This is a genomic window from Janthinobacterium sp. GW823-FHT06H09 (assembly GCF_058794735.1).
This window is the reverse complement of the sequence record NZ_JBXAHC010000015.1, coordinates 44881-70821: the sequence shown is the minus strand read 5'-3', so window position 1 is coordinate 70821 and position 25941 is coordinate 44881. Positions and strand designations below refer to the sequence as shown.

Below are 25941 nucleotides of genomic sequence, written 5' to 3'. Positions count from 1 at the left end.
GCTATATTCCGGTCATACATTGCGAGTCAAGCAACCATGCGCCGATATTCACGCTCAAGATAATCATCAACTGCAGCAATATCTAAGTTTCCCTCTCCATACCATGCTTTTATCTCCGTCAAAGCCAGGGTACCAAAACGAGCCCAGGCAACCATGTTACTACGCAACATAAACTGGATAATTTCTCCGCCAGAACGTACGCCAGCATCCACAGCGTCGACCAAGCACAATGAACCATGCGCAATCATTAGCATACGGCGCAATTCAGGATTCGCAGCGGACGGCACACATTGTAGCCATGGCTGGTCGTGATAGAAGCGCTGCTTGACGGTCCACATCAGGCGAGTCAAAATTTCCGTAATGAGTACCGGAATGGACAAGGCAAAGCCATGACGCAAGTCATAGCCTTGCTCGAATACCCGCACAGCAATAGTAGCGAATGTTTGTCTATGTTGCCCAAACTCTCCTACTTCAAGCAATTGAAGCAGAGAGAAAAACGGCATGGGAATACCCGTTCCACGCCCACCCGACGACAATGTACCAGAGGACCCAGCCATATCGGAAAACAGATGCCCCAACCAATTGGCAAAACCTGCAAAGACTTTGGATACCAGATTAGTGCCACGTAGTTCGAAGGTCTTCGTGTCAATGGTAATCAGCTTACCATCCGAAATAAAACTTGCAGTACTTGTAAACTGATTAAGTAGTGAAAAAAATAAACCGGTCAGATCAGGGGAGTGGGCGAGGCTCTTAATGTGATGATTTCCAGTACTCATCTTGAACGCTCCACCTACATCAGCGGTATGGCGATGATCATAGTTAACTTTAAAATTCCGCTCCAGAAAACCGATCGCACTCGCCGTGGCATGATCCGGATTACGCGGCCCGTGCGATCCATTCATCCTAGCAAAATTTTCCACGAGTTTATTCGTGGTTTCATCGGCCATTTTTCCGACCACACCTTGACCAGGCAGACCGACAAAGAAAATATCCACCAAGCCGCCTATCAGTCCACACGTTCCTGCGATCATGTAGTCATACTTATCGCAGTTGGCATTCTTAAGGCTGAACTCTTCCTTAATACGTTTCTCCAGTGCAATGCGCTGGGTATCACTCATGAGAAGACGGAAGGGGTCCGCCAATAACTGGACGTTATTTCGCGCAGAATAGGCGTCCGCAGCGGCTAGATAATCGTTCCAGCAAGCGCTGGAATCCACTTGTACGCAATCCAGCAGACTTAACGGCTTTATCATCGGCACCAGAGGCGTAGTGACTGTATCAGGCTCGATATCGATATCATGATCATCAAAAATAACCACGACATCGTCGGAAGTCGCTACAGTACAGGCCTGCGCAAGCAACTGGTCCAGCAGTTTGTCATTCTGCTCTTGGCTACCCTGCAACTGAGCGAGCGTCAGTGATATCGCGCCTAACTGATCACCTACGGCATTCAATTGATGCTGCTGCACCACGAGAAATTGAGCTTCGCTGTGCAACTGGTTTTCCCCACTCACGAGAAAAGACCAACAAATTTTTCTTTTGCCTTGTCCGCGGCATCACTGGCGGCTCCTTTCAGCACATCACCAACCTTAAAGTAGCCGATGATCTCAAAGGCTTTCGCGAGCTCCTCCAACTTATTCTTTGGAAGCCCTGGCTTAAGCCCAAGCTTAAACACACGCTGCTTTTGCCCATCCTTCTCGATTTCAAATGCGCGCTCCTCATAGAAATCACGGATAAATTGAAATAAATCGGCCTTGGTGGCATCACGGGTGAGTGTTTTAAGCTTGGTTTCATCTAACTGGCCAGCGCATTTAAGCTTAGCAGTACTGGCCTGCACAGAATCACTGCGCCCCGTCAGCACGGTACCTGCGCCAGTAAGTTGCTTGAGGGCACCGGCGAGCCTACGAATTTTCTCGCCCTGCGCACCGTGCATTTCAATCGCAGCATTCAAGCTGACAGTAATAAAATTAACATCTTCGATCAGTATTGCGATGGTTGACTGCGTCAGTTTTAGCACCTCATGGAGCATCAACTCCCGGCGCTTGAACCGGGTAAGTTCATCTGCACCAGTTAACTTGCGCACACCTGCGTAGGTCCCTACCCCAATCAATACAGCTACACCGATACCTGTCGCCATGCTGGACATGCCAAGCATACCCCCCATGCCCAATGTAGCCAGGCCAGACGTCATGCCAGCAGCCGACAGACCAATCACCGAACCAGATAAATACACGGCCGCCAATGGCGTACCAATAGCAGCGGCCTTTGATGAAAGCAGTTTGAGTGTAGCGACGATCTGATCGTCACTAATCTCTTCCTGTAAAAACTGCCGATCAAGCGTGATAGCCTGAGTCGCCAACTCTATCTCAGCGTCGATGACCTTCAGCAGATCACGATGTTTATTAAAGAAGGCGAAATTTTTGACATCACCACCTTCTGTACTCAGATAAATATTAATCAAATCTTTGACCAACGATATATGTACCGACTTAATCTGGCCTTCCGGACACTCGCTATCGATGATGCCGATTAGCTGAGACATTGAAACAAGTCCCATTTTGTCTGCCATATAAGCACGCAAATTCAACCTCGAATCGACCTGCAGATCAATTCGCGTCATCAACAACAATATCTCTGCCATTTCTTTTGCATCGATCACACCGTCATTATCGTAGGCCATGTTCACCATCACTTTGACGTAGGCGACCTTCAAGTCGTCGTGCATCTCAGAGATCGGAATAATTTGCTTCTCTTCCCTAAATTCATTGAAACCACCAATGGCACCGCTCAGCAATTTCGACAGCGCAACGTAATCGCAATCCATCAATGATTTGAGTTCAATGGCTCTACCGTCTTTACGGCGAATCCGCACGCATGGTTCCGACTTATCGTTATTCTTTCCAGTTAGCAACTCGACATACTCAGCAGATTCCATTTCTTCAAAGGGAATGCTGACGGGATCACTAAAAGCCGCCCGATAAATTACTTGCTCCCCTGTGAATAACAATCCATCTTTCCCACTTCCGAACAGGGTGTTATCGTAAAGACCAATAACATTCGATACGCTCCCAGCATAAGCAAATGCCACCACTGCATTGTTCAATTTCTTCTCTGGGATGTCTGGCGCCACCGATAGATTTTTTTTAGATATTACTGTAAGGTTTTCGCGCAAAAAAATATTAATGCTGGCCATGGTTTTCCTGTACTAAAAGCAAACAAATGAAAGATATGGCATGGTGTCATTAATAATGCATTTTGGCAATAGAAATTGCATTGAAACATCTGATAGATTCTCAATCCGCCTGATGGCTATCAAATCAAGAGAGTAAGTAGTACGACTTCGGCATGATGCAGGAAAGCGCCTGAGACCAGCAGGTCCAACCGGATCGGTTCAAGGAAGAAACGGAAGATGTGTCGCGGCGCTGGGGCACGGACGCAAGGAAAAAAGCCGAACGCTTCGTCAATGCGGCACTGGCCGCCTCCCGGGAAGCCATGGCAGCCGCCATGCAGGAAGGAGGCCAGCAGGCGGCAAGGGCCGCGCGCCAGGAAATCGACGGCGCCCTGCTGCAACTCGCCCGTCCCGTGCGCGCCGCGCATGCCATCGCCGTGTTGAATGTCGCCGCCGGCTACCTGGCCATGCTGGCGGCAGCCGTGGCCTCATGGGCCGTGCTGCGATAGGCCCAGCCGCGAGCCGCGACCGGCTTGCAGTACATGGCTGCGCTCGGGGGCTTGCCGCTGCAGCAGCTTTTCCAGGCGCTGCGCCTGCTGCTGCGCATCCCACTCGCTGGCCAGCGCGGGATGCAGGGTACGCAGCTTGCGCGCAGCCAGTTCCTCGATGCGCGGCGCGTGCACGCCCATGCTGTCGCGCACCTCGCGCACCAGTTCCAGGCGGCCCAGCAGGCGCTGCATGGTTTTCTGTTGCTGCTGCACCTGCTGCTGCCACTGCGCGCGCGTGGCGGGAAAGGCCAGCAAGCCCGGCTGCTGCATCTGCGTGCGCTGCAGGCGCGATGCCTGCGACTCGATCAAGTTCTCCAGCCTGTCCTCGATGCGCTCGACCTGCTCGTGCTTTGCCTCGAGCTGCGCCGCCAGTGCCGCGCCATACTGTGTGTCCAGCGGGGCGGCATCCAGCATCGCCGCCTGCTCCAGCTGCTCGTCCGCTGCCTGGTATAGCTGCGCGTCAGCCTGCATCTCGGCGCCGCCCCGCGCGCCTGCGCTGGCAGTCCTGCGTTGCTGCGGCCGCTCCATCGATAGTTTCATGATCCGCCTCCGGTTTTAGCGGGCTCTGCCCTACCGGCTCAGCTTGCGCCCCTGTTTGACGCTGGCACTGCTGCTGTGCGCCTGGCCGTCCTCGTAGCTGACACTGGTATCGATGCCCGTCCCCGGTACTTTAGCGAAATCGCTGGCGGCGTGCTTGATCAATGTCTTGCCAACCTGCTGGTACACGCTGGCGCCATCGGCGTGCACGATGACGCCGGCATACGTCTTGGCCTTGTCGGCATTACCTGCAAGATAAATATCGTAGATGCCGGGCTTGATCGCCCCTGCCTTGTCCACCTTGCTGGTAGCCCACTGTCCGCCCTGCTCGTTTTGCAGCAGGCGCTGCCCGTTCATGACCAAGACTCTTTGCTTCATCAATACGCTCCTGTTTATCGGTAGGACGTGACAGCGGCCGATTCGTTCGGCGACGGGCCATTTTAAGATGTGATACTTGCCGCTGGGCAGCTAAATGCCCGTGATGTGGCACACATCAAACTGCATCCCTGCCTGCTTTGCCATCCGGCATGTCCCTGAGCCGCCGCGCCTGGCGGGACATGCCCTGCAGGATCGCGTCGGCAAGATCAGCGGGAAAGCCGGGTGGCAACAAGCCATACATGGCGGCCACCACCGCATCGGCATGCCCTAGCACCTCGTCCATCACTTCCTGCGCCGCGGCCGCGCCGAAACTGGCCTGGCGGGCCTGGCTCAGCCAGTGGCGCCGCTGGATCTGCTCCAGGTGGTAATGGTTGCTGGCACCGCGCACGGCCATCGCCAGTCGGGTATCCTGGCGCGGCAACTGGTGTGCGCCGGGCCCGATGATGGGATGGGCGGACAGCACGTCGTAAAGCGGCGTCGACTGAAAACGGCTGTGCGGCAAATGAAAAATGCTGAAGTTCTTCGCATGGCCATCGGTCGCTGCCAGCAGCCAGAACACCAACTGGGTCTTGAAGAAGCGGCGGCGGTCTGCCTCGGCCTGCGCAGAGCCCAGCAGGATGTCCATGATGCGGCTGATGCCCGGCCCGCCATCGGCCTGGTACTTGTGCAGGGGCGACGTGCCGGTCGCCTGGCAAAAATCCTCCTGCGGCAGCCGAACGATCCAGCTGCCGTCGCCAGACAGCCTGCGGTCGAAGCGCTCCACCACCAACGTCTTCAGGTCCTCGAAAGTGGCGATGCGGCATGGCGCCGTGGGCAGTCCGAACGCGTGCATGATCTGCGAACACAGCCATTCGTTTTCCACCGAGGTGCGCATGTCCGCTCGCATATTGCCCACCAGCCCCATGGGCAACTTCAGTATGTGCGTCGTCGGCGTGCTGCCGGTGGGACGGTGCCACTGGCCGCGATGCCATAGCAAGGCCGTCTTTTCCTGCGCTCCCGCAATCGACAGACGCAGGTCCGGCTCCACGCCGGCATGCCCGAACGGGGCTTCCGCGACCGTGTTGCGCAATATCCTCGCCACGCCAGCCTCGTCCAGCGCCTCGCCCGTGATGGTAAACAGGTCCGTGGGTACCTCGCCGGGCGGCAATAGCTGGATGGCGCCGACACAGTCGCGCCCGGCCGCAGCGAACAGCTGGTACGGCGCGATGCCGCCGGTCTGGAAGTGCTGGGCCATGCGGCGGCGGATCGGTTCGCTGTCAGGCAGGAGGTTGTCGAAATAATTCTGCACCAGCGCGCCGCGATAGGCGCCGCCCTGCGGCTTGAAAGGCATCGACAGCGACAGCGGCCGTCCGGCCTCGTCGTCGATCCAGGCGTCAAAGTAGGTCAGCGCCGAGGTGCCAGCGGACGCGTCCCAGTAGGCGACGGGCATGCCGTTCAGCCACAGGTGCAGGCGCTGCGCATGCGCTCGCCGGCCCATGGCTTACCAGCGCTCCCTGGCCGATGGTGGAGGCTCCTGCCTTGCCGGCGCCTCCGGCCGCGCGGGACCGGGTGCACGCTGGCGTGCGAGGCGGGCGGCGGGCGGCCCCGCATCGGTTGCCTCCTGCGCGATGGCGGCATCCGGGGATGGCTGCCCGGCTGGCGAGAGCAGCAGTTCGGCCCCCAACAGCCGCAGCACCGTGTACAGGCGCTCGACGCTTGTCGAGGCGGGATTGGCTTCGATCTGCGCATAGCTTTGCTGCGTGATGCCCAGCTGCTCCGCCAGCGCCTGCTGCGACAGGCCGGCCTGCTTGCGGAAGCCCACGAGAATCGGCCGCAACTGCTGCAAGGATCGGATCGGATAGTCCATGGCGTGTCCTGGGATGTGTATCTACAGTATAGGAACTGTGAAACGCAATTACAAGAAAAAGACTGTAATTTCGCTTTACAGGCCATAGACTGTATCTTGCATATTCCAGTCGATGACTGCCGGGCACCGCCAGCAAGCCAGCGGCTCAGTTGGCGCTGTGGAATTTCAACCAGAACGCTTCGCGGCAGCGACTGTCAAAGCGCCTGACCGCTGGCTGCACCTCCACCGGCGCCTGCCCGTTCGATGGCACTTCATAGGTGATCCAGCACTCCGCGCAGGCCGCCTGCGATGGAAAACTATCCTCTTCGGACGTGCGCCGCACCACCACGCCATTGCTGAAGTAATAAGTGGCCACTTCCTGTCGTACATCAAAGCCGTCCTCCTGCCAGGAGGATTGCGCGATATCGCGCCGCTCGATGACAGCCTGGCTGGGCAGGTTGAAAATAGCACCGATGTAGGTCAACAAGTCATTCATGGTCGCATGACAAATAATTGGACGGTTCCGTCTGCACTTCAAAACACGCTGGCGGAAACTGCGGCACAGCACAAGAGCCGCAGTGTAGCACCGGCCCTGATCCGCGCGGCAAGCGCCATGGGCCACGGATGCGTCAGTCACCCGCGCCCAGCAGCCTGAGCGGCACAAGCCCGGCGAGCGCCACCTCCACTTCGACGCCATCGGCGCGCCGCAGCCAGGCCAACCCTTCCCCGCCAGGCCTGCGTCCCAGCACCAGCACGCCTTCGCCTTGGCCATGGTGCACGAGAATGCCCGTGCAGCGCCAGCGGCTGGCGCCAGCCGGCGTGGCAAGAGTGGCCTGCGCAGATGCGGGCGGACCTGCGGCCGATGGCACGACTGTGGCGTCGCCGGTACCGTGGGTGATCTCGTCCTCCTCGCCAAACTTCGCCCCGAGAAATGCGCGCAGCAACTTGACGGCGCTACGCGTGATCTCCGGTTCGTCCTCGCGCAGCCAGGCCGCCACCTCGCCCGGGTGCGACTTGTAGGCCGTCACCAGTTCATTCACCGTCGTCACGTCGCGTACCCTGCCCTCGTTGAACGCCAGGGCGACGGGTTCGGGCAAGTCCAGCAGGGCCGCATGCTGTGTCACGAAGGCGGCGGACTTGCTGATGTTGCTGGCGATCTGCCCCCGCTTCAGCCCCTTCGACAGTTCGCGGCCGATGTAATTGGCAATTTCCCGCGCCGTCAGCTCGTTGCGCTGCAGGTTTTCCACGACCTGGTCGGTCTCGCTGTAGTCGTCGTCGATAAAGCCGGGGATAGTCGCCAGTTGCGCCAGCCGCGATGCGCGGTAGCGGCGCGCGCCGTGATTGATGATGTAGCGGCCGGGCCGGTCGGGATGATGGCGCACGGAGATCGGTGTCTTGATCCCGCGCAGGCGGATCGAGGCGGCGAGTTCGGCCAGGCTATGCGCCGTAAAGCCCGGATTCGCGGCCGAGCGAGGCTGTAGCGGGTCTTCGTCGATGTGTTCGAGCGGCAGCTCCAGCGGCCTGCCCTCCGGCGCGCGGCCGCTGGCGGCGCCCGGCGGCGCGGACGCCTTCTTCATCGCAGCTGGTCCGGCTTGCCGCACGCCACGAACCAGGTCAGGTAGCAGAAGAAACCATAATGCAGCAGCAAGGTCCATCCGGCATGCGCGCCAGGCCTATCCCACAGCACCAGCGCGCGCAGCAGCTGGAACAGCACGTCGCACACTATGATGAAGCGCAGCACTGGCCAGCACAGCACGGTCAGCACCCATATTATCTGGCGTACACTAGGGCCATTTGGCGATGGCTGTGACACGGATTGCCGTCCAGGCGCAGGCGAGCATGCCTTGTCCTTGCTCGTGGTAACGGCTGGGAACTGAATAATGTCGGCCATGCTGACCTCCTCATCTGTTGCGCGCAACTCATCGCCGCGCTGAAACACAGCATATATAGTTGCGCGACACAGCTGCTCCCATCTTGATCCAGATTAAACCGGTGCACTTGCATACACCTATTTTTAGCAGCTAAAACTGCACAGACCATCAGATGCCCTTGTGGCAGCCACCTGCAAACATCTTTGATCTAGTCGATATACCCGCCCGATTCCAGTTGCGTTGGACGTATGCGCCATCGATACTGACTACGTATTTTCGGAATAATGATTGTGAATACAATGTCGACAGACCGCCAATGGCTATACGACCTCAACGATCCGATCTGAGTCATTGCCGCCATGCTGGCACCGAACCTGTCTCACTCGCTGAGGAGCAAAAGGAGCGCACCATGCCCCAAGTCACATTTCCTTCCCCCCAAGAGCCTCCCGTAATTCCAACGCTCAATGAAGAGCGTTTCATCCGCTTGGCTGAAGTGCTTGCCACCTGCGGGAAATCGCGCAGCAGTGTTTATGAAGGCATCAAGGATGGCACCTTCCCTGCCCCGGTAAAACTCAAAGGCCGCTCATCGGCCTGGCTCAAAAGTGAAATCCTGCACTGGATGCAGGCGTGCGTTGCCGCGCGGCATCCTGTCCCGGTTGCAATACAGGCGACGTCCATGAAAACAGTGATAGCGACTGGTTTAAGCACACGCACCAGGCGTCAGCGTGCGTAAGGATGTTCCGTAAGAACATCCCATCGCGCGGCAATAGGTGTGACGTTGGCACAAAAACGAGTCCGTGCCTGCATCAGCAAGCCACATTTATCGAAAAGATCGTAGTGCCATCGGGAAGCCTCCCCTGTCTGGCAAGCGATGAGCCAGCGTTTGGCTTGCATACTTTTCGCAGAAAAGCTCCCAAAACGGTAAAACCGTCGATGTTATCTATCAGTAAATCTGGGGTGCACTACCGACGTACAATCGTATGCAGCTCCCGAGCGGCTTTATATCTATCGGATCTTCGTATCGGCACAGTCTCGTCCGATTTCAACAACACGCAGCGAGTCATGGACAAGAAGGAATTCCAGACCTCAAAGAGGCAACTGAAATAGCCCCTTGATTCACCAGACACAGCCTATGCGTTATTCTTACGGATAGGAATAGGACTGTGCATATGACTAGGAACAAGCAAACAATCGAGGTGGTGACGGTGAGCCAGGAGCGCCGCAGGCGCTGGTCTGCCGAGGAAAAAGCGGCGCTGGTGCACGAGACTTACGAGCCAGGCATGAACGTGTCGCTGGTCGCTCGCAAGCACGGCGTCGGTGCAAGCCAGTTGTTCAACTGGCGCAAGCTCGAACGGGAAGGCGCGCTAACGGCGGTCACTGCTGGCGAATCGGTGGTACCGGCGAGCGAACTGGCCGCTGCGCGCGCGCAGATAGCCCAGTTGCAACGCATGCTCGGCAAGAAGACGATGGAGGCGGAAATCCTGAAGGAGGCCGTCGAGTTCGCTCGCGAAAAAAAGTGGATTGCGCGCTCGCCCTTGTCGGGCAAGGACGGCCAGTGAAGCCGGTCTGCTCTGCCGTTGGCGTAGCGCGCTGACACGTAGCCCAGCTGCTGGTTCGCCCCGCGGACTGGATCGACGGGCGCACCACTCAGACGTTCCACCAGCCTGCCGACGCCATCCTGGTCGACGCCGTGCGCGCCGAGATTACGGCGCTGCCGACCTATGGCTACCGCCGGGCTGGCGCTCTGGTCAACCGCACGCGCGCCTTGATGGGCCTGCCAGCAATCAATCACAAGCGGTTTTATCGCGTGATGAAAGCGAACAGTCTGCTGCTACCCAAGGCGCCGAAACGCCCAGTGAGCAGCCGCGTGCACAATGGCGTGGTGGCGGTGGACGAACCCAATCAGCGCTGGTGCTCGGACGGTTTCGAGATCGCCTGCGACAATGGCGAAGTGGTGACCGGTGTGTTCATGAAGGATTGCTGTGACCGAGAAATCATTGCCTGGCGTGCGTGGGCCGAACGTGGCCTGCCTGGCGAGCCCGTGCGCGACATGCTGGTGGAAGCGGTCGAGACAAGATTCGGCCAGGCCAGCGTCGGCTCGACCAGGCTGGAATTCTTGAGCGACAACGGCGGCGCCTATCGAGCCCATGAAACGCACGCGCTGGTGCGCGCACTTGGGATTGAACCGGTGCATACACCGGTATGCAGCCCGCAGTCGAACGGCATGGCCGAGAGCTTCGTGAACACGTTTAAACGGGACTACGTCAGCCTGATGGATCGCAGCACGGCAGAAGTCGTGCTCGCCGAGTTGCCAGACGCTTTTACGCATTTCAACGAGGTGCATCCTCACTCGTCGTTGAACTTGAAATCACCTCGCATGTACAGGAGGGAGCTGGCGCGCCGGGCTCAGGAAAGTGGCGCTAACTAAACGATTGGCTGGGTCTGGTTATACGGGGGCAAGATCACAACTTGGCGCAAACACCTAGTATTGTACGCCGCGAACGGTAAGAGTATCGCCGCCTTCTGCCGGAATCAAGCAATCTCGCAGGCTAGCTTTCACGTCTGGTGCACGAAACTCGCAAACGACGCCAGCAAAAGCGCGGCAGTGCGGAACGGGACACTTCGGCTACGCCTGCATCGACGGCTTCGGCGCGCTGGTCGATCCGGCTCCCCTGCCCGAGCCATCCAGCCTCAGCTTGCTGGGTATTGGCGCACTCGGCTATTGCATCCGCAGGCGCCATCGCCACGTAATTCCGCGCCTCCACGGACGTGACCTACGCCGCGCACGCCGGAAGGCGTTCCGCCGTCCGGCGGCGGCGCGTATTCAGACCGTGGCCCCAATTTCATTGCACCACCTGATGAAAAAGGACCCCAATCGGCTTGCCTTGCGCGATCCACAATTCCACAAAGTGGTTTCGAAAAATCATACCGTCCTCCGATGCGCCATCCGCCATATTGCATGCCACCGGCGTCAACGTCTCCTGGATAACCTCATGCGCCGGCGGAGCCGCACGACCGCCGACCCGACTGACCACCCAGGCATTCTCACCTTGCTTGTCAAAGAGGTTTCCCTTCGAGCGCCAGAATACTTTTTCTATCCCATAGTCTCTCTTAAAAAAAGACTCCGCCATCTTAAGCAGGCTGCTTGGCCCGCTTCCGTAGGATTTTTCAAACGCGTTCAGCAGAGGGCTGGACACAATCTGCTCAATTTCAACATATGGCAGCGTCGAGTGCGCGCTCACCTTTTTCAGGCTGGCATGGCGCCGGTAACCGTAGTGGAGATCGCCCGAAATTACTGTACAGGTCTTGATGTTCAAGTCAGCGAATTCCTTAATCAGCATGAAATAACTGGAATAGTTCGATCGCCACAACTCGTCGTCGATAACATGGGGATCCCTAGAAAAAGGCAGATTCTTGGCGTGGATTTCGATCCCGTCCGACGAAAGCAACGGCGACGGGGTCACCAGCAGGAGCTGGCGATCACCGTAGACTCCCCCGCTCAAGGCTTCCCTGATGGCTTGCGGCGTTGACATCAACAGCTGCGCTGCATCTCGCCGCTCAGTGCCAAATCCATCGTCTTCAGCGTACGAATAGTCCACCACCTTTTTGGCAAGTGAGCAATCGGGCGTGGAATATCCCACCCGCTTGGTACGGGTATCCAATACCACAATCGTAGGCGAAGTCGGCAGGGTGTAAGACCACTGCGCTGCCAGCAGTCGAGTCAGCATTTGTCGATAGTTTTTCTCGTCCGGACGAACGAGCGCCCCGACGATCGGTTGCGCAGCGTGCGCTGCCATATTCCCCAAGCCTTGAAATACTGCGTAGGCATACAGGCCGCTAGCGACCACGTACTGCCCGATCGCCGAAATCCCCGCAGCATCACGCTTTTTTTGCTGCCCCGACGGCTGAATGCGGTCGATCCACGTCGCATCGAAGAACCAGTCATCGGTCACCTCGTGATCGTCGCAGATGCAATAGATGGGCACGTTGGCCAGGACGGTAGCGTAGCTATGGAAAGCGCGCAGGTTTTGCTTGAGCCGGCTGGCTTCCACGTCCAGTCGGCGGATGCGCTGACGGTCGTACAGCGTGCGCAGTTTTCTCGCCTCACCGTCAGCGCCGCTACGCTCGCTTTCAATCTGCGGCCATAACGCCGGGTTAAACAACATCAAATAATAGGTCGCAAATTCCATCGCGCTGATCAGCTGGTTCTCCACCCCTTCCTCTAAGGAGAAGGGTGTCTCCGTCCCTGACCCGAACAGAACGCGCCTAAGTTGCGCATTCATGGTATCGAGCCGTGTCGGTTCGTCCAGCGGGATGAGCTCATCATCGCCGTCGAACATATGCCGCAGCGCCCGAATGCGCGGCACAAAATAAAACGGTACATCATCGGCGTAAATCTGATCGCCGATCAGCAACAGGGCATGCGGTCGCTGCTGACCGTTGTACGCACCCAGCGCGAGGAGCCCTGCCTTGTCCGCCGATGGCGCTTGGGCGTCGTACATCAACAATGTCGCGCTCAAGGGTGCCGCATGTGACTTCGCGCACGAACCTGCCCACACGCGCAACTCGCCCGTGCCCTGAAGAAGGAACGTCGGCAGCTCGTAATGATAAGCCGCGTGGTCTTGCCCCCCTCCGTAATGCAGGCGAATTAGCGGATTAGGCCGCCATTCTGCCGGAAATGATATAGCCTGCGCACCAGCAGGCAGCTTGCCCCGCGCCGATAAGGACGGATCATCCGAATAACCGCGTTGGTACACGGGGATATGCTTATCGCGCTTCGCGCGGGACAGCCCCCGCCTGAGATGCTCGCACAATCCGAAACGGCGCGCCGGTCCGGCGTTGCCCTTGGATTCGACGACAAAGATTTCGTAGGCGAGTACCCGCTCCACAGGAAACCTGCCGCTTGCAGGCACGGCATGGACCAGGTAGACGTGCAGCTTGTCCGCCACGCGAATGTGGGTAAAGCGGCCATCAAGTACCGGCTCCTCGCGATCAACCTTTTTCGCTGCCGCGGTCGCCGAGCTCGTTGCATAATTGCTGCCCAAGGCAGATTTCTGCCGCGACCGTGCAGCTGCATCCCACGAGGGGATCTTTTGCGCGTCGTAAATCTCCAGATCCAGCGACGTGCCCTCTTCCCGCCCGATCGGCGCGGACAAGGCGAGCCATACGCACACCTCATCCTGCGATGTTCGCCGCAGCATCGGACCTGCAAGCACATAGGGCAGCGACATGGTCTCGCCTGAATCAGCCGCGCCCAGCGCGGGGTTTGGATTTTTTTACCACAGCAGGCGGCACTGCAGTGGGCGGCGCAACAGCCGGTGCGGGGACCGGTTTGCGCGGCGCCAGCACTGGCGATGGACGCTGATTCGTTTCATGCCGGGGGTCGTCGCTCCACGCCGGCGCATGCTCCATGTCGATCTCGTCGAATAAAAAGCCCTGCACACCGGCTACCACGTATTGCTGGCTGATCAATGGGTAGACGTTGCGCCATGTCAATTTCCCGAGAGGTGTCGAGGAATCCAGCCAGGACCGTGGCGCCTGGTCGATCTGATCCGTCTTCTGGACACGGGTGACAGTCTCATCGAACGCAAGTTTCGAAACGATTTTCTCTGCCTCCCGCAGGCGCTCCATTTGCCGCAGGATGTTGTCGAGTGCGCTATCGGTCGACAACACATTGGCATACGCCTTCAGGAAATTGGCTGCCTCGGATTCTCGCCCCGGCTTCACAGGAATGCCCACCCAAGCCCAAGGTGCATTCATAAGAATATCCCGACGCTCGTCACCGTCAAGCTGGTGCTTCCATCCCAGTGAAGAGCCAAGCGGTGCCGGCCTTTCCTGTTTGCTGTGAATGGGATAGCGAGGGGGTGTGGCCTGCGCATCCGGCGATTGCAGCAGCAGCGACCATTCAGTGACGTCGACGTCATAGAACATTTGCTTGAGATCAAAAATTTCATTGACGATCACGTATAGCTGCTGAACCTCGGACGCTGACACCGAGCTAGTTGCCTGCGTTAACGCACTCAGCGTGCCTGCCAGCAAGGCCTTCCGTTCTTCGTACTCCAGGGACTCCCGCGGCCGCCTTGCGCCGAAGGCCGCCGCCTGCTCGACCTGTTTAACGCGCGCTTCCAATTCGGTCATGGGACCGTCGCCATCGGATTTCTCCGGCGCCACGGGGTGCCGCTTCAACAATGTGGCCGTCAGCGTGACGTGAACCTGGTACCAGCGTGCGGGTCCGCTACTAAGGGTGATGTCCACATTGCGGTTCGCGGCGATGTTGGGCGTCACGGCGTAGCTGGCCGTGGTGTCGATGAGATTGGCGCTTTCGCGCGACCCGAAATCTTCGACAATGCGGATGCCGACGATGGTCAGCGCGATCTTGGCCGGAGCCAGAAAATGTGCGGTTTCTTTCGCATCAGGGTCGTTGCCGATCCGTTTACGGAGTTCGTCCAGCAATGCCGGTCCGGCAGGAACCGACGGGTGGGCATCGCCAGGATGGAAGCCGGCGGCGATGACGTTCAGTGTCACTGGCATTTCATCGTACTGTTCCGTTTGCCGTTCCCAACGAAGATCAATGAAATCGCTGGTTGCCAGATAACGTCCTGGCGCTTCGACGAAGCTCTGCCAAACCATCACCGGCCCCAGATCTTCGATCTTCACGTTAACATTGTAGCCGAGCCGTCGCAAGCCATAGTTCTTGGGCGCGTTGCTATTGTTTGATATCTGATGCCGCGTGGTAGTACTGCTGCTGCTCGTTTCCACCACCCGCGTTGTGATCTTGCTGCGCCGCCGAATCTCCTCGGACTGCTTGCGGGTGGTGTCCTGCAACCTGCGTCGCGTTTCTTCGGTCGTCGTGCTGGAAGAATCGACCACCGTCTGGGACGCCGATCCGCTCGCGCTCCACAGCACGGCCGTCGAAGAACCGCTGGCCGACATGGTTTGCGTCGCGACCCGTGACACGACGTTGGCCACTCGGTCGGCCAGTTCGGACTGGTCCTTTTCCTCGGACGATACAGAGCTGGTCACCTCCAACTCTCGTTCCACGGTTTCTTCATGCAGGGTCGACCGCGTTTCAGTCAGCACCACCTCCAGCGTCTCGTTCGGCGCGAGCGCCTGGATGACCTCCAATGGGCCGGCGCAGACCTCACTGTAGATGAAATGCTGGCGGTAGCGGTGTAGCAAGCCGAAAGGGGAAGCATCCGGCGCCGTTCGAAGGAAAAGCGCGGGGAATAACTGGTATCGGACTTGCGCGTAGCGAATGACCTCGTCCCACTGAGCGTTCCAGTCTTCACTCCCCGCCAATGCCTTCGTCGCCTCGGTCGGGTAAGTCGCAATAAATAGTTTCAACGCATCAAGCGCCTGCTCAATGTTCTTAAAACTGAGTTTGGGCCGTGCCGCCTCGAGGGTGAAGGGGTTCAAGCCATGTTGCGCGATCGCTTGGTAGGCGGCCGCATCACGCTCTGTGGTCAACATCTGATAAAGCTTGCGTAGCGCCGTCCTGAACAGCCCTATGGGGGCGTGTTTCTCGACTTCCAGCGCGAGTCTTGCCTGGTCGTCGGTCTCCCCAAGCCGGCGCGAGGATGCCCCGATAATATCCAACCCCGGCGGCAGCTTACCCAAGGTCAGCACCGCCAAAGCGCGCGCCAGTGCCTCGACAGTTACGCTGTCGCATGCCAAGGGAGCGTACACAGACACATCGAATGTTGCGTAGGCATGCGTCAGGACGTCGTTTCGGATCTGTGCCATCGGCAATCCCCTCTGAAGTGACTGTTATAAAAATATTATTTATATAGCAATTAATTATTTTTCTGGTTCTACTTTACGGGAAGAAAAGTCGTCAATTCTGAGCTTGCTCAAGCTTTGTGTCGTGAAGTCGAAGGATATCCAGAATGCGCAGCACGCACAGGTGAGAAAGCTGGCCTGGCGCGACGCTTAAAGCATCACCGCGTCGGTTGCGATTGCTTGCGGTGCCTCATTCAACTCTACGAACTGATCATGATCAAGCACGGCATTGATGACCTGTACCTGCTGCTGTTCAGCTTCGTCAGCAACACTGAAATAGCCAGCGAGCGTATGGATGTCGCGCGGCGCAACGCCTGCGTCCCGAAATTCGTCTGGCCATCGAATCGCTGATGATTTCACGTGCTTCAGGCTGCGTAAGCAAAAAGCGGTCGCATTGTGAGAGTGCGTTCGCAATGGTGCGGGCCGGCTCGAATTCACCGACACCAATGCTCTGTGACCAGCCTCTTCGATATCGGGGGCGAAATCGAAGGCCGGAGAATGACGGTACTGACCAGGTTGGAGCATCAGGAAGGCATGATTGCGTAAGTGGTCATAAACATTACCCACCATGATGTTGAGCACATGCGCCGGTACAGCTCATGCGCATCACCGCGCGCATTAGCCCCGTAGGGCCGTAGTACCTCGTAAGCGATCACGCAACGGCGTAAGTACGTCGGCCACCAAGGTCAAGTAAGTCCGAGCTTAGTGGATTCTCGGCAAACATCTCCTTCCATATCCGTGGCGTGAGCTGAGGGACCAGGGACGCCGGGTGCTGGCCGACACGCTGCAGCACGTCCACGAAGTAAACGTACGGGTTGATGTCGTTCAGCTGGCAGGCGGCCAGCAGGCTTTGCACAATGCCGATGTGCTCGGCGCCCAACTCAGTCCATCTGAACAGCCAGTTCTTTTTACCCATTGGGATCCCGCGCAGGGCCCGTTCAAGGTGGTTCGTGTCATCGAAACCTCCGGGTCATCGAGATAGACGGACAGCCCGACCCGGCGCTCACCGATATACGCCAGCGCTCCGAGAAAGGGGCTGCTCGGCAGGACGCCCTGCTTTTCAAACTTCCCGTCGATCCCAGCGAAGAAGCCATCGAAGATCGGCTTGGACTGCTTCTGCCGGCGTGTGCGCTTTGCCTGTCCCGTCAGATCGTTGGTGCGAATCTGCTGCTCTACCTTGTACAGGGCGACAATCGCGTCGAGCACCTGATCCGCGTGATGGGCTCGATGTCTCTGGCATCGTAGATTTTTCGGCACGAACGCACCCAGTACTGCTCGTGGGTGATTCCCGTACTCTTCGCATAGTGCCCATACGCGCTGTAGCCGTCGTTTTGCAATACTGCACCGTTCGGCCGTGTCAGCCCGAGCGCATCCTCGATATGCTTTGCCGCCCGGCTGGGGTAATACAGGATGCAGATTTCATCCTATTTCTCCACCACCGACCAGAAATATGCCGCCTTCATCTTGCCGGGGCCGACGCGCCCGACCTTGATCGGAGTTTCGCTCATCGCGATGACGAGCAAGACCGGGATTGAGTCCAATTGCGCGTCGAAGATCGGTTCGTTCAGCGACATCGCTGCCGACATCAGCGTCGTCACCTAAGCCCGGATGACGTTGATGCCGACATCCTGCAATTTGACGTGCTGGCGATACAACGGCTGGTGATAGGCGAACTTGTCGACGATCATGCCGGCAATGAAGCTGACATCGGCGCGGCAGCCATCGAGCCCCCCACCGGTGTCGGAGGACAGCAAAGCGCCTGAGTGGCGCGCAGCTTGATGAGCGGGCGTACGTATTTCAGCATGACATAGCTGCCGGGACGCTGAGCCAGGCAATGACTGCCCTCTCACCGATGACCTCGTAGTCGGCCGGATCGAGGCCGGCGATGTCGGTATTGGGGACGATGATGACGTCCACCGGCACTTTCGCTGCGTCAAAAAACAGCGCCGATTAATCGGAACGGGAGATGCTGACTTAGCTGCCAACCAATTTAAGTCCGGAATCTTGAGGAAACATGTCGAGTGTTCGATGCCCGGAGGGAAAGCATTCCTCTCCGGACTTATGCAGTAGTCCTATTGCCTGTTGTCTGGCCTAGTCCAGGCGTGTCCGAAGCGGATTTTTCATACTTTTTTCATACCAAACAAAAAAGGCCTACACTTGATCAGTGTAAGCCTTTGATATCAAACGAATTCTTGGTGGGAAGTGCAAGTTTCGAACTTGCGACCCCTGCAGTGTGAATGCAGTGCTCTACCCCTGAGCTAACCTCCCGAAGCGAGGCGAATTATCGCATAGGTGTTGCGGCATCTGCAAGGGCTGGCAAGAGGAAATTTACCATGCCCCGCTTTTTTCTCAGGCGGCCGCTGGCGGCGACGTGACGGCGGTCCAGATGCACTGGCCTTTGGCGGCCTTGTCGAGGCCGGCGATGGTGGCTGCGTGGGCGGCGAGTTCGTCGGCCGTGGCGCTCTGGAAGATGACTTCGGCCAGGGGCACGATTTCCAGCACGGCGCCGTCGGCGGCCACTTCCACCTCTTCTTCCATGCTCAGGCTGTTTTGCCCGCGCGTCATGGCCAGGTAGACGTCGGCCAGCAATTCGGAGTCGAGCAGCGCGCCGTGCAGCTTGCGGTGGGCGTTCGAGACGCCGTAGCGGTCGCACAGGGCGTCGAGCGAGTTGCGCTTGCCCGGATGCATTTCCTTCGCCTGCACCAGGGTATCGATCACGCCAACCACTTGTTCATGCACGGGCGGCAGGTTCAGGCGCTTGAATTCCGCGTTCAGGAAGCCGATATCGAACGGGGCGTTGTGGATGATCAGTTCGGCGCCGGCGATGTAGGCGCGGAATTCGTCGGCGATTTCCGCGAATTTCGGTTTGTCGCTGAGAAATTCCGTCGTCAATCCGTGGACGGCCAGCGCGCCCTCTTCCGAATCGCGCTCGGGATTGATGTAATGGTGAAAATTATTCCCCGTCAACATGCGGTTGTTCAGCTCGACCGCCCCGATCTCCAGGATGCGGTCGCCCGTGCGCGGGTTCAGGCCGGTGGTTTCAGTATCGAGAACAATTTGACGCATGGCGGATTCATTCGTAAAAGCAAAAAGCGAAGGGCACAGTATAGCAAACCTGTGTACTGCAATCGCACCCAGACATGTTCGAACGCCCAACAAAACAGTAGCGAGCTGCAGTGATTTGTGGCCGAGAAGCGCAACCGTACTCTAGTACGGTGAGCATCACAGGCCGCAAAGCGCGCCGCGCAGTAGGTTGGGTTGGGCGTTCTTAGGCGCGCACGGTTTCCACGCCCAGGTTGGCCAGCTGATCGGCTCGCTCATTGCCAGGATGGCCATTGTGGCCGCGCACCCAGCGCCATTCCACTTCATGCACGGCCTGGGCCGTATCGAGCGCCTGCCACAGGTCGACGTTTTTCACGGGCGCCTTGGCCGCCGTTTTCCAGCCGCGCGCCTTCCAGCCGTGGATCCATTCGCTGATGCCCTTCTGGACGTACTGGCTATCGGTATACAGCACCACCTGGCACGGACGTTTGAGCGCCGTCAAGGCTTCGATCACGGCCTTCAATTCCATGCGGTTATTCGTCGTATTGAGTTCCCCGCCGTAAATTTCTTTCTTGGCGCCATCGGCTACCATCAGCGCGCCCCAACCGCCCGTGCCGGGATTGCCCTTGCATGCGCCATCGGCGTAAATCTCTACCTTATCCATCTTGCTGTTCCCGCCTTTTATTCGTGACCGGTGCGCCTGCGGGCGCCGTCGCCGGTTTCTTGGTCCACGCCGGACCGATCAAACGCATCCCTTTGACGCGCTTGATCGCCTGCACTATATACACTGCGCCCAGATATGGCCACCAGCGCGCGCCCGCCTTGTCCATGAAAGCGTTGCGGCGCAGCCATTTTTCTGTCCTGCAGGCAGGTGCGTAGCAGCCGAAGTAGCTTTGGCTGACGCCCATGTTCAGCAATTTTAACCAGTCTTTCATGCGCGGCATAGAGATCAGCTCGCCCGCCTGCGGCAGGTAGTGGCGTCCCGTGACCCGCCCCAGCCCCTGGCGCACGCCCCACAGGCTGGCCGGATTGAAGCCGCAGACGATCACGCGCCCCTCGGGGATCAGCACGCGCTCGACTTCGCGCAAGACCTGGTGCGGCTCGGCGGCAAATTCAAGCACGTGCGGCAAGACCACGAGGTCCAGGCTTTGCGAGTCGAACGGCAACTCGTCAAAAGCCGACACGAGGGTGAGGCGGCTGTCCTGCGGCGGACGCGATGGCAGGCGCGAATCGAGCAGCCATTTGTTCGGCATGCGGTTGGCGGCCAGTGCGTCGAGCTGGGGCAAACCTATCTGCACGGCATTAAAACCGAAGATGTCGACGGTCAGACTGTCGAGACATTGCTGTTCCCAGGCGCGCACGTACACACCGGCCGGCGTCTGCAGCCAGCCGTCAAGCGCTATAATGGATTTTTCGGATGCCACACTGTCCATTCAGTTTTCTCTTTTGCTCATGACACACTCCCCTGAACACGCTTTATCGGTACTTGCCGTGCCCGCTTTTGCCGACAATTACCTGTGGCTGATCCATGACGGCCGCCACGCCGCCGTGGTCGACCCCGGCGATGCGATGGCCATCCTCGATGCGCTCAAAGCCCATCAGTTGACCTTGTCCGCCATTTTACTCACGCATCACCACGCAGACCACACGGGTGGCGTGCCTGAATTGTTGCAGCATTTCGCCGTCCCCGTCTTCGGCCCTCGCAATGAGGCTATCACAGCCATCACGGAACCGCTTGCCGAAGGCGATGTCGCTTACGTGCCCGAACTGGGCTTGCAAATGACCGTCATCGACGTGCCCGGCCATACGAAGGGGCATATCGCCTACGTGCGCCAGCGCGACGAGCGCAGCGGCGCACCGTGGCTGTTTTCCGGCGACACCCTGTTTGCGGGCGGATGCGGCCGCCTGTTCGAAGGCACGCCGGGCCAGATGGCCGACTCGCTGGGCAAGCTGGCCGCCCTGCCCGACGATACCGAGGTATTTTGCGCGCATGAGTACACCTTGTCCAATTTGCGCTTCGCTAACGCCGTCGAGCCGGGCAATGTGGCCTTGCAGGAACGCATCGCCATCGACACGGAAAAGCGCCAGCAGGGTTTAGCGACCGTGCCGTCGACCATTGCCCTTGAAAAGGCCACGAACCCCTTCCTGCGCTACCGCGAACCGGCCATCCTGAGCAGCCTGAAGGTGGAAGGCAAGCTGACCACCAATGCTTCGCCCGTCGAAGCATTTGCAGCCTTGCGGATGTGGAAAAATAATTTTTAAACGTACCCTTTCGCCATAAAAAATCCCGGCAGATGCTGATCGCATCGCCGGGATTTTTTTATGCTGTTATTTGATCAGGATCAGATTTCCTCGTACAGCGGCAAGGTCAGGAATTCGGCGAACGATTCCGACGTCGACATTTCCTCGAAAATCTGGCCGGCGCGCACATAGGTCGGACCATTGCCGCCCGGCGCATCGCGCTGCACCTTGGCCAGCTCTTCCGGAATCATGGCGCGCACCATGTCTGCCGTCACCTTGCGGCCGTCTTCCAGCACGCCCTTGCTGGAACGAATCCACTGCCACACTTGCGAGCGGCTGATCTCGGCCGTGGCCGCGTCTTCCATCAGGTTGTGGATGGGCACACAACCGTTGCCGGCCAGCCAGCTGCCCAGGTAGTGGATGCCCACGTTGATGTTGTAACGCAAACCGGCTTCCGTAATCGGCGCTTCCGGCTGGAAGTTCAGCAAGTCCGATGCCTTGACGTCGATGTCGGGACGCTGTTTCTCGATCTGGTTCGGTTTGTCGCCCAGCACTTTCGTGAACTCGCCCATGGCCAGTTCCACCAGACCCGGATGGGCAACCCAGCCGCCGTCATAGCCGTCGGTGGCGTCGCGCGCCTTGTCGTTGCGCACGCCGCCCATGGCGATGTCGTTCTTTTCCGGATCGTTCTTGATCGGGATCAAGGCCGCCATGCCGCCGATGGCCGGTGCACCGCGTTTGTGGCAGGTTTTCAGCAGCAGCAAGGCGTAGGCACGCATGAATGGCGCCGTCATCGTGACTTTCGCGCGGTCGGCCAGGCAGAAATCCTTGTCCAGCTTGAATTTCTTGATACAGGAGAAGATGTAATCCCAGCGGCCCGCGTTCAGGCCCGAGCTGTGTTCCTTCAGTTCGTACAGGATTTCATCCATTTCGAACGCGGCGAGGATGGTTTCGATCAGCACTGTCGCCTTGATCGTGCCTTGTGGCAAGCCCAGTTCGTTTTGCGTCATGACGAAGATGTCGTTCCACAGGCGCGCTTCCAGGTGCGATTCCATCTTCGGCAGGTAGAAATACGGGCCGGCGCCGCGCGCCAGCTGCTCCTTGGCGTTATGGAACATGAACAGGGCGAAATCAAAAATGCCGCCGGAAATGCGCTTGCCGTCGACCAGCACGTGCTTTTCATCGAGGTGCCAGCCACGCGGACGCACAACCAGGGTCGCGATCTTGTCGTTGAGCTTGTACGACTTGCCATTTTGCTCGAGCGAAATGGTCTTGCGCACGGCGTCATACATATTGATCTGGCCCGTGATCTGGTTATCCCAGTTCGGCGTGTTCGAATCCTCGAAGTCCGTCATGTAACTGTCCGCGCCCGAGTTGAAGGCGTTGATGACCATCTTGCGCTCGACGGGACCGGTGATTTCCACGCGGCGGCATTCCAGCGCCTTCGGAATCGGCGCGATCTTCCAGTCGCCGTCGCGGATATGCGCGGTTTCTGGCAGAAAATCAGGACGCTCGCCCGCGTCGAGGCGCTTGGCCCGTTCCACGCGCACGGCCAGCAACTCCTGGCGGCGCGGCTCGAATGCACGCGTCAGCTTGGCCACCAGCGCCAGCGCGGCCGGCGTCAAAATCTGTTCGTAGCCGGGGGCGATGTCACCCGTGATTTGCATGCCATCGGGAAGTGCGATCGTGTTCTGCGTCATGAAGTTCTCCGGTTTTTAGTCAATATAAGCAAAGGAAATCTGGTGATCCAAGTATAAGCGCAACGACTGCGCAGGCAAGCTGGACAGAGGCGCAAAAACACTCTGCCAGGCGGCGCGTTTGTTCTATAGTATTGCACTATAAGGCATGGAAACGAGATTAAAAATCACTTCATCTATGCGTTTTTATCACAAGTGATGACATAGCGGGAGCAACACATGGGCCAGTTCAGACAAATATCGACCTTCGTGGAAGTGGTGGCCAAGGGCAGCCTGTCGGCCGCCGCGCGCGCGGAAGGCATCGCGCCGGCCATGATAGGCCGGCGTCTCGATGCACTGGAGCAGCGCCTGGGCGTCAAATTGCTGCAGCGTACGACGCGCAAGCTGGCGCTCACGAATGAAGGCGCCGCTTTCCTGGAAGATTGCCAGCGCATTCTGGGGGAACTGGAAGAGGCGGAAGCGGCCGTGGCCGAGCGCAGCGTCAAAGCCAGCGGCCATTTGCTCATTTCCGCGCCGGCCGGCTTCGGGCGCCAGCACGTGGCGCCATTGATTCCCTCGTTTGTCGCCGAGCACCGCGACGTGACGGTGTCGCTGAATCTGAACGACCGCCTCGTCGACCTGATCGGCGAAGGCATCGACGTGGCCATCCGCATCGCCAGTCTGTCCGATTCCTCGCTCGTGAGCACCAAGCTGGCCGACAACCAGCGCGTGCTCGTCGGCTCGCCCGCCTATCTGAAACGGGCGGGCACGCCGCGTATCCCGGCCGACCTGGCCAAGCACAATTGCCTGGCGATCAGCAGCGAAGGCAGCCAGCGGGGCTGGACCTTCCGCGAAAACGGCAAGAATGTGATTCTGAAAGTAGCAGGCAATATGGTGTGCAACGATGGCGAAGTGCTGCACGACTGGGCCCTGGCAGGCAAGGGCCTGGCGTGGCGCTCGATGTGGGAAGTGGGCGCGGAGATCGAATCGGGCCAGCTGGTGACGGTGCTGGACCAGTTCGCCGCGCCGGGCAATGATATTTATGCCGTCTTCGCCCAACGCCGCCACTTGCCGCTGCGCATACGGGCATTTGTGGATTTTTTGCGGCATGCATATTCCCAACCCGACTACTGGCGCGAGCGCGCCATCTGAGGATGCCGGACCCAAGCTGCTGCGCGACGGTTTTGCCCCCGTCGTGACGCATGAGGGAACAACTTCAGCCCCCTGATCGTGCGTAGGTCGGCTAAGGGCGGCGTAGGGCGGCTTAGCGCAGCGTAAGCCGACACCGCCAGCCCATGCACCTCGCCAGCACCGCCATTGTCGGCTTACGCGCAAGCGCTAAGCCGACCTACCAGCTACCGGCCTGCCCGGCGAGACAGGCCGGCCAAAAATCACTGGGGTTCGCAATGGCTTGATTGCGCACCGCGACGTACCAGACGCAGGCCGGCATGGGTCAGCGTAGGTCGACGTAGGTCGACGTAAGTCGGCGTAGGTCGGCTTAGCGCAGCGTAAGCCGACACCGCCAGCCCATGCACCTCCCCAGCACCGCCATTGTCGGCTTACGCGCAAGCGCTAAGCCGACCTACCAGCTACCCGCCTGCCCGGCGAGGCATGCCGGCCAAAAATCAGAGGTATTCGCAACGGCTTGATTGCGCACCGCGACGTGCGAGACGCAGGCCGGCATGGGTCAGCGTAGGTCGACGTAGGTCGACGCAAGTCGGCGTAGGTCGGCTTAGCGCAGCGTAAGCCGACACCGCCAGCCCATGCACCTCGCCAGCACCGCCATTGTCGGCTTACGCGCAAGCGCTAAGCCGACCTACCAGCTACCCGCCTGCCCGGCGAGGCATGCCGGCCAAAAATCAGAGGTATTCGCAACGGCTTGATTGCGCACCGCGACGTGCGAGACGCAGGCCGGCATGGGTCAGCGTAGGTCGACGTAGGTCGACGCAAGTCGGCGTAGGTCGGCTTAGCGCAGCGTAAGCCGACACCGCCAGCCCATGCACCTCGCCAGCACCGCCATTGTCGGCTTACGCGCAAGCGCTAAGCCGACCTACCAGCTACCCGCCTGCCCGGCGAGGCATGCCGGCCAAAAATCAGAGGTATTCGCAACGGCTTGATTGCGCACCGCGACGTACCAGACGCAGGCCGGCATCGGTCAGCGTAGGTCGACGTAGGTCGACGTAAGTCGGCGTAGGTCGGCTTAGCGCAGCGTAAGCAGACACCGCCAGCCCATGCACCTCGCCAGCACCGCCATTGTCGGCTTACGCGCAAGCGCTAAGCCGACCTACACGGCGACGCAAGCACGCCAAAAGAGCGCGCAGCCCACGAAAAACCCATACCTCACGGAAATTCAGGCGAAAAAAAATCCTCGGAGACCGAGGATTTCTTTATTTCGTTTGATCCAGCGTATTAGATTGGCTGAATGTTCGAAGCTTGCTTGCCTTTAGGGCCAGCGGTCACTTCAAAAGAAACGCGTTGGTTCTCTTGCAGGGACTTGAAGCCGTTCGACTGGATAGCCGAGAAGTGAGCGAACAGATCTTCGCCGCCTTCGTCAGGGGTAATAAAGCCGAAACCCTTCGAATCATTGAACCATTTTACGATGCCAGTTGCCATTACAATTTCCTATTTCAGTTAAGTTGGGCTTGCGCCCGTTATATCGTTTGAAGCAAGAAAGAAATGACAGACAAACTGCACTACTACCTCGAATCCAACGATGCCCAATTATACCAACAAAACTGAGAAAAACCATTCTTTCGCAAAATAAACTTGCGAACACTACTTTAATAGCCAAATCCCCGTCTTGCGGCGCCCTTTACCAGCGGCATGGAGACACTATATCCTAATCTTCGACGCGGGTGCTTTGCGTTGCATCAAA

Annotated in this window: 23 protein-coding genes, 1 tRNA gene and 5 pseudogenes; 7 read left to right on the top strand and 22 right to left on the bottom strand. The window is 58.6% G+C overall.

Annotation, left to right across the window (positions count from 1 at the left end; genetic code table 11):
• Positions 1 to 26: 26 nt before the first annotated feature.
• Positions 27 to 1496: a hypothetical protein gene (locus AC1Q6X_RS22925; RefSeq protein ID WP_492498486.1), complete on the bottom strand. Its 1470-nt coding sequence runs from the start codon at positions 1494 to 1496 to the stop codon at positions 27 to 29.
• 14 nt (positions 1497 to 1510) lie between these two features.
• Entirely contained in the window at positions 1511 to 3193 is a 1683-nt protein-coding gene (locus tag AC1Q6X_RS22920; protein ID WP_492498485.1) for a hypothetical protein, read from the bottom strand.
• A 218-nt stretch (positions 3194 to 3411) separates the two neighbouring features.
• Here AC1Q6X_RS22920 and AC1Q6X_RS22915 point away from each other — a divergent pair, with 218 nt between their 5' ends.
• Positions 3412 to 3678 carry a hypothetical protein gene (locus AC1Q6X_RS22915; protein ID WP_492498484.1) on the top strand — a complete coding sequence of 89 codons (267 nt, stop codon included), beginning with the start codon at positions 3412 to 3414 and terminating at the stop codon, positions 3676 to 3678.
• Here the strand turns inward: AC1Q6X_RS22915 and AC1Q6X_RS22910 are convergent.
• From AC1Q6X_RS22910 to kleE, 7 genes are all read right to left on the bottom strand, one after another.
• Positions 3658 to 4257 (bottom strand): IncP plasmid survival protein KfrC family protein, encoded by a 600-nt coding sequence (locus AC1Q6X_RS22910; protein WP_492498483.1) that lies wholly within the window; start codon positions 4255 to 4257, stop codon positions 3658 to 3660. The genes AC1Q6X_RS22915 and AC1Q6X_RS22910 overlap by 21 nt on opposite strands.
• Positions 4258 to 4287: 30 nt before the next feature.
• Positions 4288 to 4632, bottom strand: a complete 345-nt coding sequence (locus AC1Q6X_RS22905) for a KfrB domain-containing protein (protein WP_086147511.1) — start codon at positions 4630 to 4632, stop codon at positions 4288 to 4290.
• 115 nt (positions 4633 to 4747) lie between these two features.
• Positions 4748 to 6109: a type II toxin-antitoxin system HipA family toxin gene (locus tag AC1Q6X_RS22900; protein WP_492498482.1), complete on the bottom strand. Its 1362-nt coding sequence runs from the start codon at positions 6107 to 6109 to the stop codon at positions 4748 to 4750.
• A gap of 3 nt (positions 6110 to 6112) precedes the next feature.
• A complete protein-coding gene (locus tag AC1Q6X_RS22895) occupies positions 6113 to 6478 on the bottom strand; it encodes a helix-turn-helix transcriptional regulator (RefSeq protein WP_429237553.1) in 366 nt (121 codons plus the stop codon).
• A gap of 145 nt (positions 6479 to 6623) precedes the next feature.
• Entirely contained in the window at positions 6624 to 6944 is a 321-nt protein-coding gene (locus AC1Q6X_RS22890; RefSeq protein WP_492498481.1) for a hypothetical protein, read from the bottom strand.
• Between the two features lie 142 nt (positions 6945 to 7086).
• On the bottom strand, positions 7087 to 8034 hold the full coding sequence (locus AC1Q6X_RS22885) for a ParB/RepB/Spo0J family partition protein (protein WP_492498480.1): 948 nt from the start codon (positions 8032 to 8034) through the stop codon (positions 7087 to 7089).
• Positions 8031 to 8348 (bottom strand): KleE stable inheritance protein, encoded by a 318-nt coding sequence (gene kleE / locus AC1Q6X_RS22880; RefSeq protein WP_492498479.1) that lies wholly within the window; start codon positions 8346 to 8348, stop codon positions 8031 to 8033. The genes AC1Q6X_RS22885 and kleE overlap by 4 nt, the downstream gene beginning before the upstream one ends.
• A gap of 389 nt (positions 8349 to 8737) precedes the next feature.
• Between kleE and AC1Q6X_RS22875 the strand changes: the two genes are divergently transcribed.
• From AC1Q6X_RS22875 to AC1Q6X_RS22860, 4 genes and pseudogenes are all read left to right on the top strand, one after another.
• A complete protein-coding gene (locus AC1Q6X_RS22875) occupies positions 8738 to 9061 on the top strand; it encodes a helix-turn-helix transcriptional regulator (protein WP_492498478.1) in 324 nt (107 codons plus the stop codon).
• A gap of 436 nt (positions 9062 to 9497) precedes the next feature.
• Positions 9498 to 10756: pseudogene (locus AC1Q6X_RS22870) on the top strand (IS3 family transposase).
• A gap of 3 nt (positions 10757 to 10759) precedes the next feature.
• Positions 10760 to 10924, top strand: a pseudogene (gene tnpA, locus AC1Q6X_RS22865) (IS66 family insertion sequence element accessory protein TnpA); the annotation flags it as partial.
• Positions 10860 to 11066 (top strand): annotated as a pseudogene (locus AC1Q6X_RS22860) (PEP-CTERM sorting domain-containing protein); the annotation flags it as partial. The pseudogenes tnpA and AC1Q6X_RS22860, both read left to right, overlap by 65 nt.
• Positions 11067 to 11171: 105 nt before the next feature.
• Here the strand turns inward: AC1Q6X_RS22860 and AC1Q6X_RS22855 are convergent.
• The 11 genes and pseudogenes from AC1Q6X_RS22855 to AC1Q6X_RS22805 all read right to left on the bottom strand — a co-directional run bounded on the left by AC1Q6X_RS22855 (position 11172) and on the right by AC1Q6X_RS22805 (position 20582).
• The gene (locus AC1Q6X_RS22855; RefSeq protein WP_492498477.1) at positions 11172 to 13559 is read right to left on the bottom strand and encodes a metallophosphoesterase family protein; all 2388 of its coding nucleotides are present in this window, start codon (positions 13557 to 13559) and stop codon (positions 11172 to 11174) included.
• A 13-nt stretch (positions 13560 to 13572) separates the two neighbouring features.
• Entirely contained in the window at positions 13573 to 16071 is a 2499-nt protein-coding gene (locus tag AC1Q6X_RS22850) for a hypothetical protein (protein WP_492498476.1), read from the bottom strand.
• Positions 16072 to 16257: 186 nt separating this feature from the next.
• Positions 16258 to 16689 carry a HipA domain-containing protein gene (locus tag AC1Q6X_RS22845; RefSeq protein WP_492498475.1) on the bottom strand — a complete coding sequence of 144 codons (432 nt, stop codon included), beginning with the start codon at positions 16687 to 16689 and terminating at the stop codon, positions 16258 to 16260.
• A gap of 70 nt (positions 16690 to 16759) precedes the next feature.
• A pseudogene (locus AC1Q6X_RS22840) lies at positions 16760 to 16981 on the bottom strand (transposase domain-containing protein); the annotation flags it as partial.
• A 54-nt stretch (positions 16982 to 17035) separates the two neighbouring features.
• Positions 17036 to 17468, bottom strand: a pseudogene (locus AC1Q6X_RS22835) (IS66 family transposase); the annotation flags it as partial.
• A gap of 63 nt (positions 17469 to 17531) precedes the next feature.
• Complete coding sequence (locus AC1Q6X_RS22830) at positions 17532 to 17693, bottom strand: hypothetical protein (protein WP_492498474.1); 162 nt, start codon at positions 17691 to 17693, stop codon at positions 17532 to 17534.
• 12 nt (positions 17694 to 17705) lie between these two features.
• A complete protein-coding gene (locus AC1Q6X_RS22825; RefSeq protein WP_492498473.1) occupies positions 17706 to 17861 on the bottom strand; it encodes an IS66 family transposase in 156 nt (51 codons plus the stop codon).
• Between the two features lie 439 nt (positions 17862 to 18300).
• Positions 18301 to 18375 (bottom strand) — tRNA-Val (locus tag AC1Q6X_RS22820).
• 81 nt (positions 18376 to 18456) lie between these two features.
• Entirely contained in the window at positions 18457 to 19173 is a 717-nt protein-coding gene (dnaQ, locus tag AC1Q6X_RS22815; protein WP_070288822.1) for a DNA polymerase III subunit epsilon, read from the bottom strand.
• Positions 19174 to 19375: 202 nt separating this feature from the next.
• Complete coding sequence (gene rnhA / locus AC1Q6X_RS22810; RefSeq protein WP_034784447.1) at positions 19376 to 19813, bottom strand: ribonuclease HI; 438 nt, start codon at positions 19811 to 19813, stop codon at positions 19376 to 19378.
• Entirely contained in the window at positions 19806 to 20582 is a 777-nt protein-coding gene (locus AC1Q6X_RS22805; RefSeq protein WP_070223474.1) for a class I SAM-dependent methyltransferase, read from the bottom strand. The genes rnhA and AC1Q6X_RS22805 overlap by 8 nt, the downstream gene beginning before the upstream one ends.
• Positions 20583 to 20601: 19 nt before the next feature.
• On the opposite strand from AC1Q6X_RS22805, the gene gloB reads away from it, so the two are divergent.
• The gene (gene gloB, locus AC1Q6X_RS22800) at positions 20602 to 21411 is read left to right on the top strand and encodes a hydroxyacylglutathione hydrolase (protein WP_492498472.1); all 810 of its coding nucleotides are present in this window, start codon (positions 20602 to 20604) and stop codon (positions 21409 to 21411) included.
• A gap of 80 nt (positions 21412 to 21491) precedes the next feature.
• Here gloB and aceB read toward each other — a convergent pair whose 3' ends face one another.
• A complete protein-coding gene (aceB, locus tag AC1Q6X_RS22795; RefSeq protein ID WP_070223472.1) occupies positions 21492 to 23090 on the bottom strand; it encodes a malate synthase A in 1599 nt (532 codons plus the stop codon).
• A 216-nt stretch (positions 23091 to 23306) separates the two neighbouring features.
• Between aceB and AC1Q6X_RS22790 the strand changes: the two genes are divergently transcribed.
• Complete coding sequence (locus tag AC1Q6X_RS22790) at positions 23307 to 24218, top strand: LysR family transcriptional regulator (protein ID WP_070288820.1); 912 nt, start codon at positions 23307 to 23309, stop codon at positions 24216 to 24218.
• Between the two features lie 1257 nt (positions 24219 to 25475).
• On the opposite strand, the gene AC1Q6X_RS22785 is transcribed toward AC1Q6X_RS22790, so the two are convergent.
• Entirely contained in the window at positions 25476 to 25679 is a 204-nt protein-coding gene (locus tag AC1Q6X_RS22785) for a cold-shock protein (RefSeq protein ID WP_010398811.1), read from the bottom strand.
• Positions 25680 to 25941 lie beyond the last annotated feature (262 nt).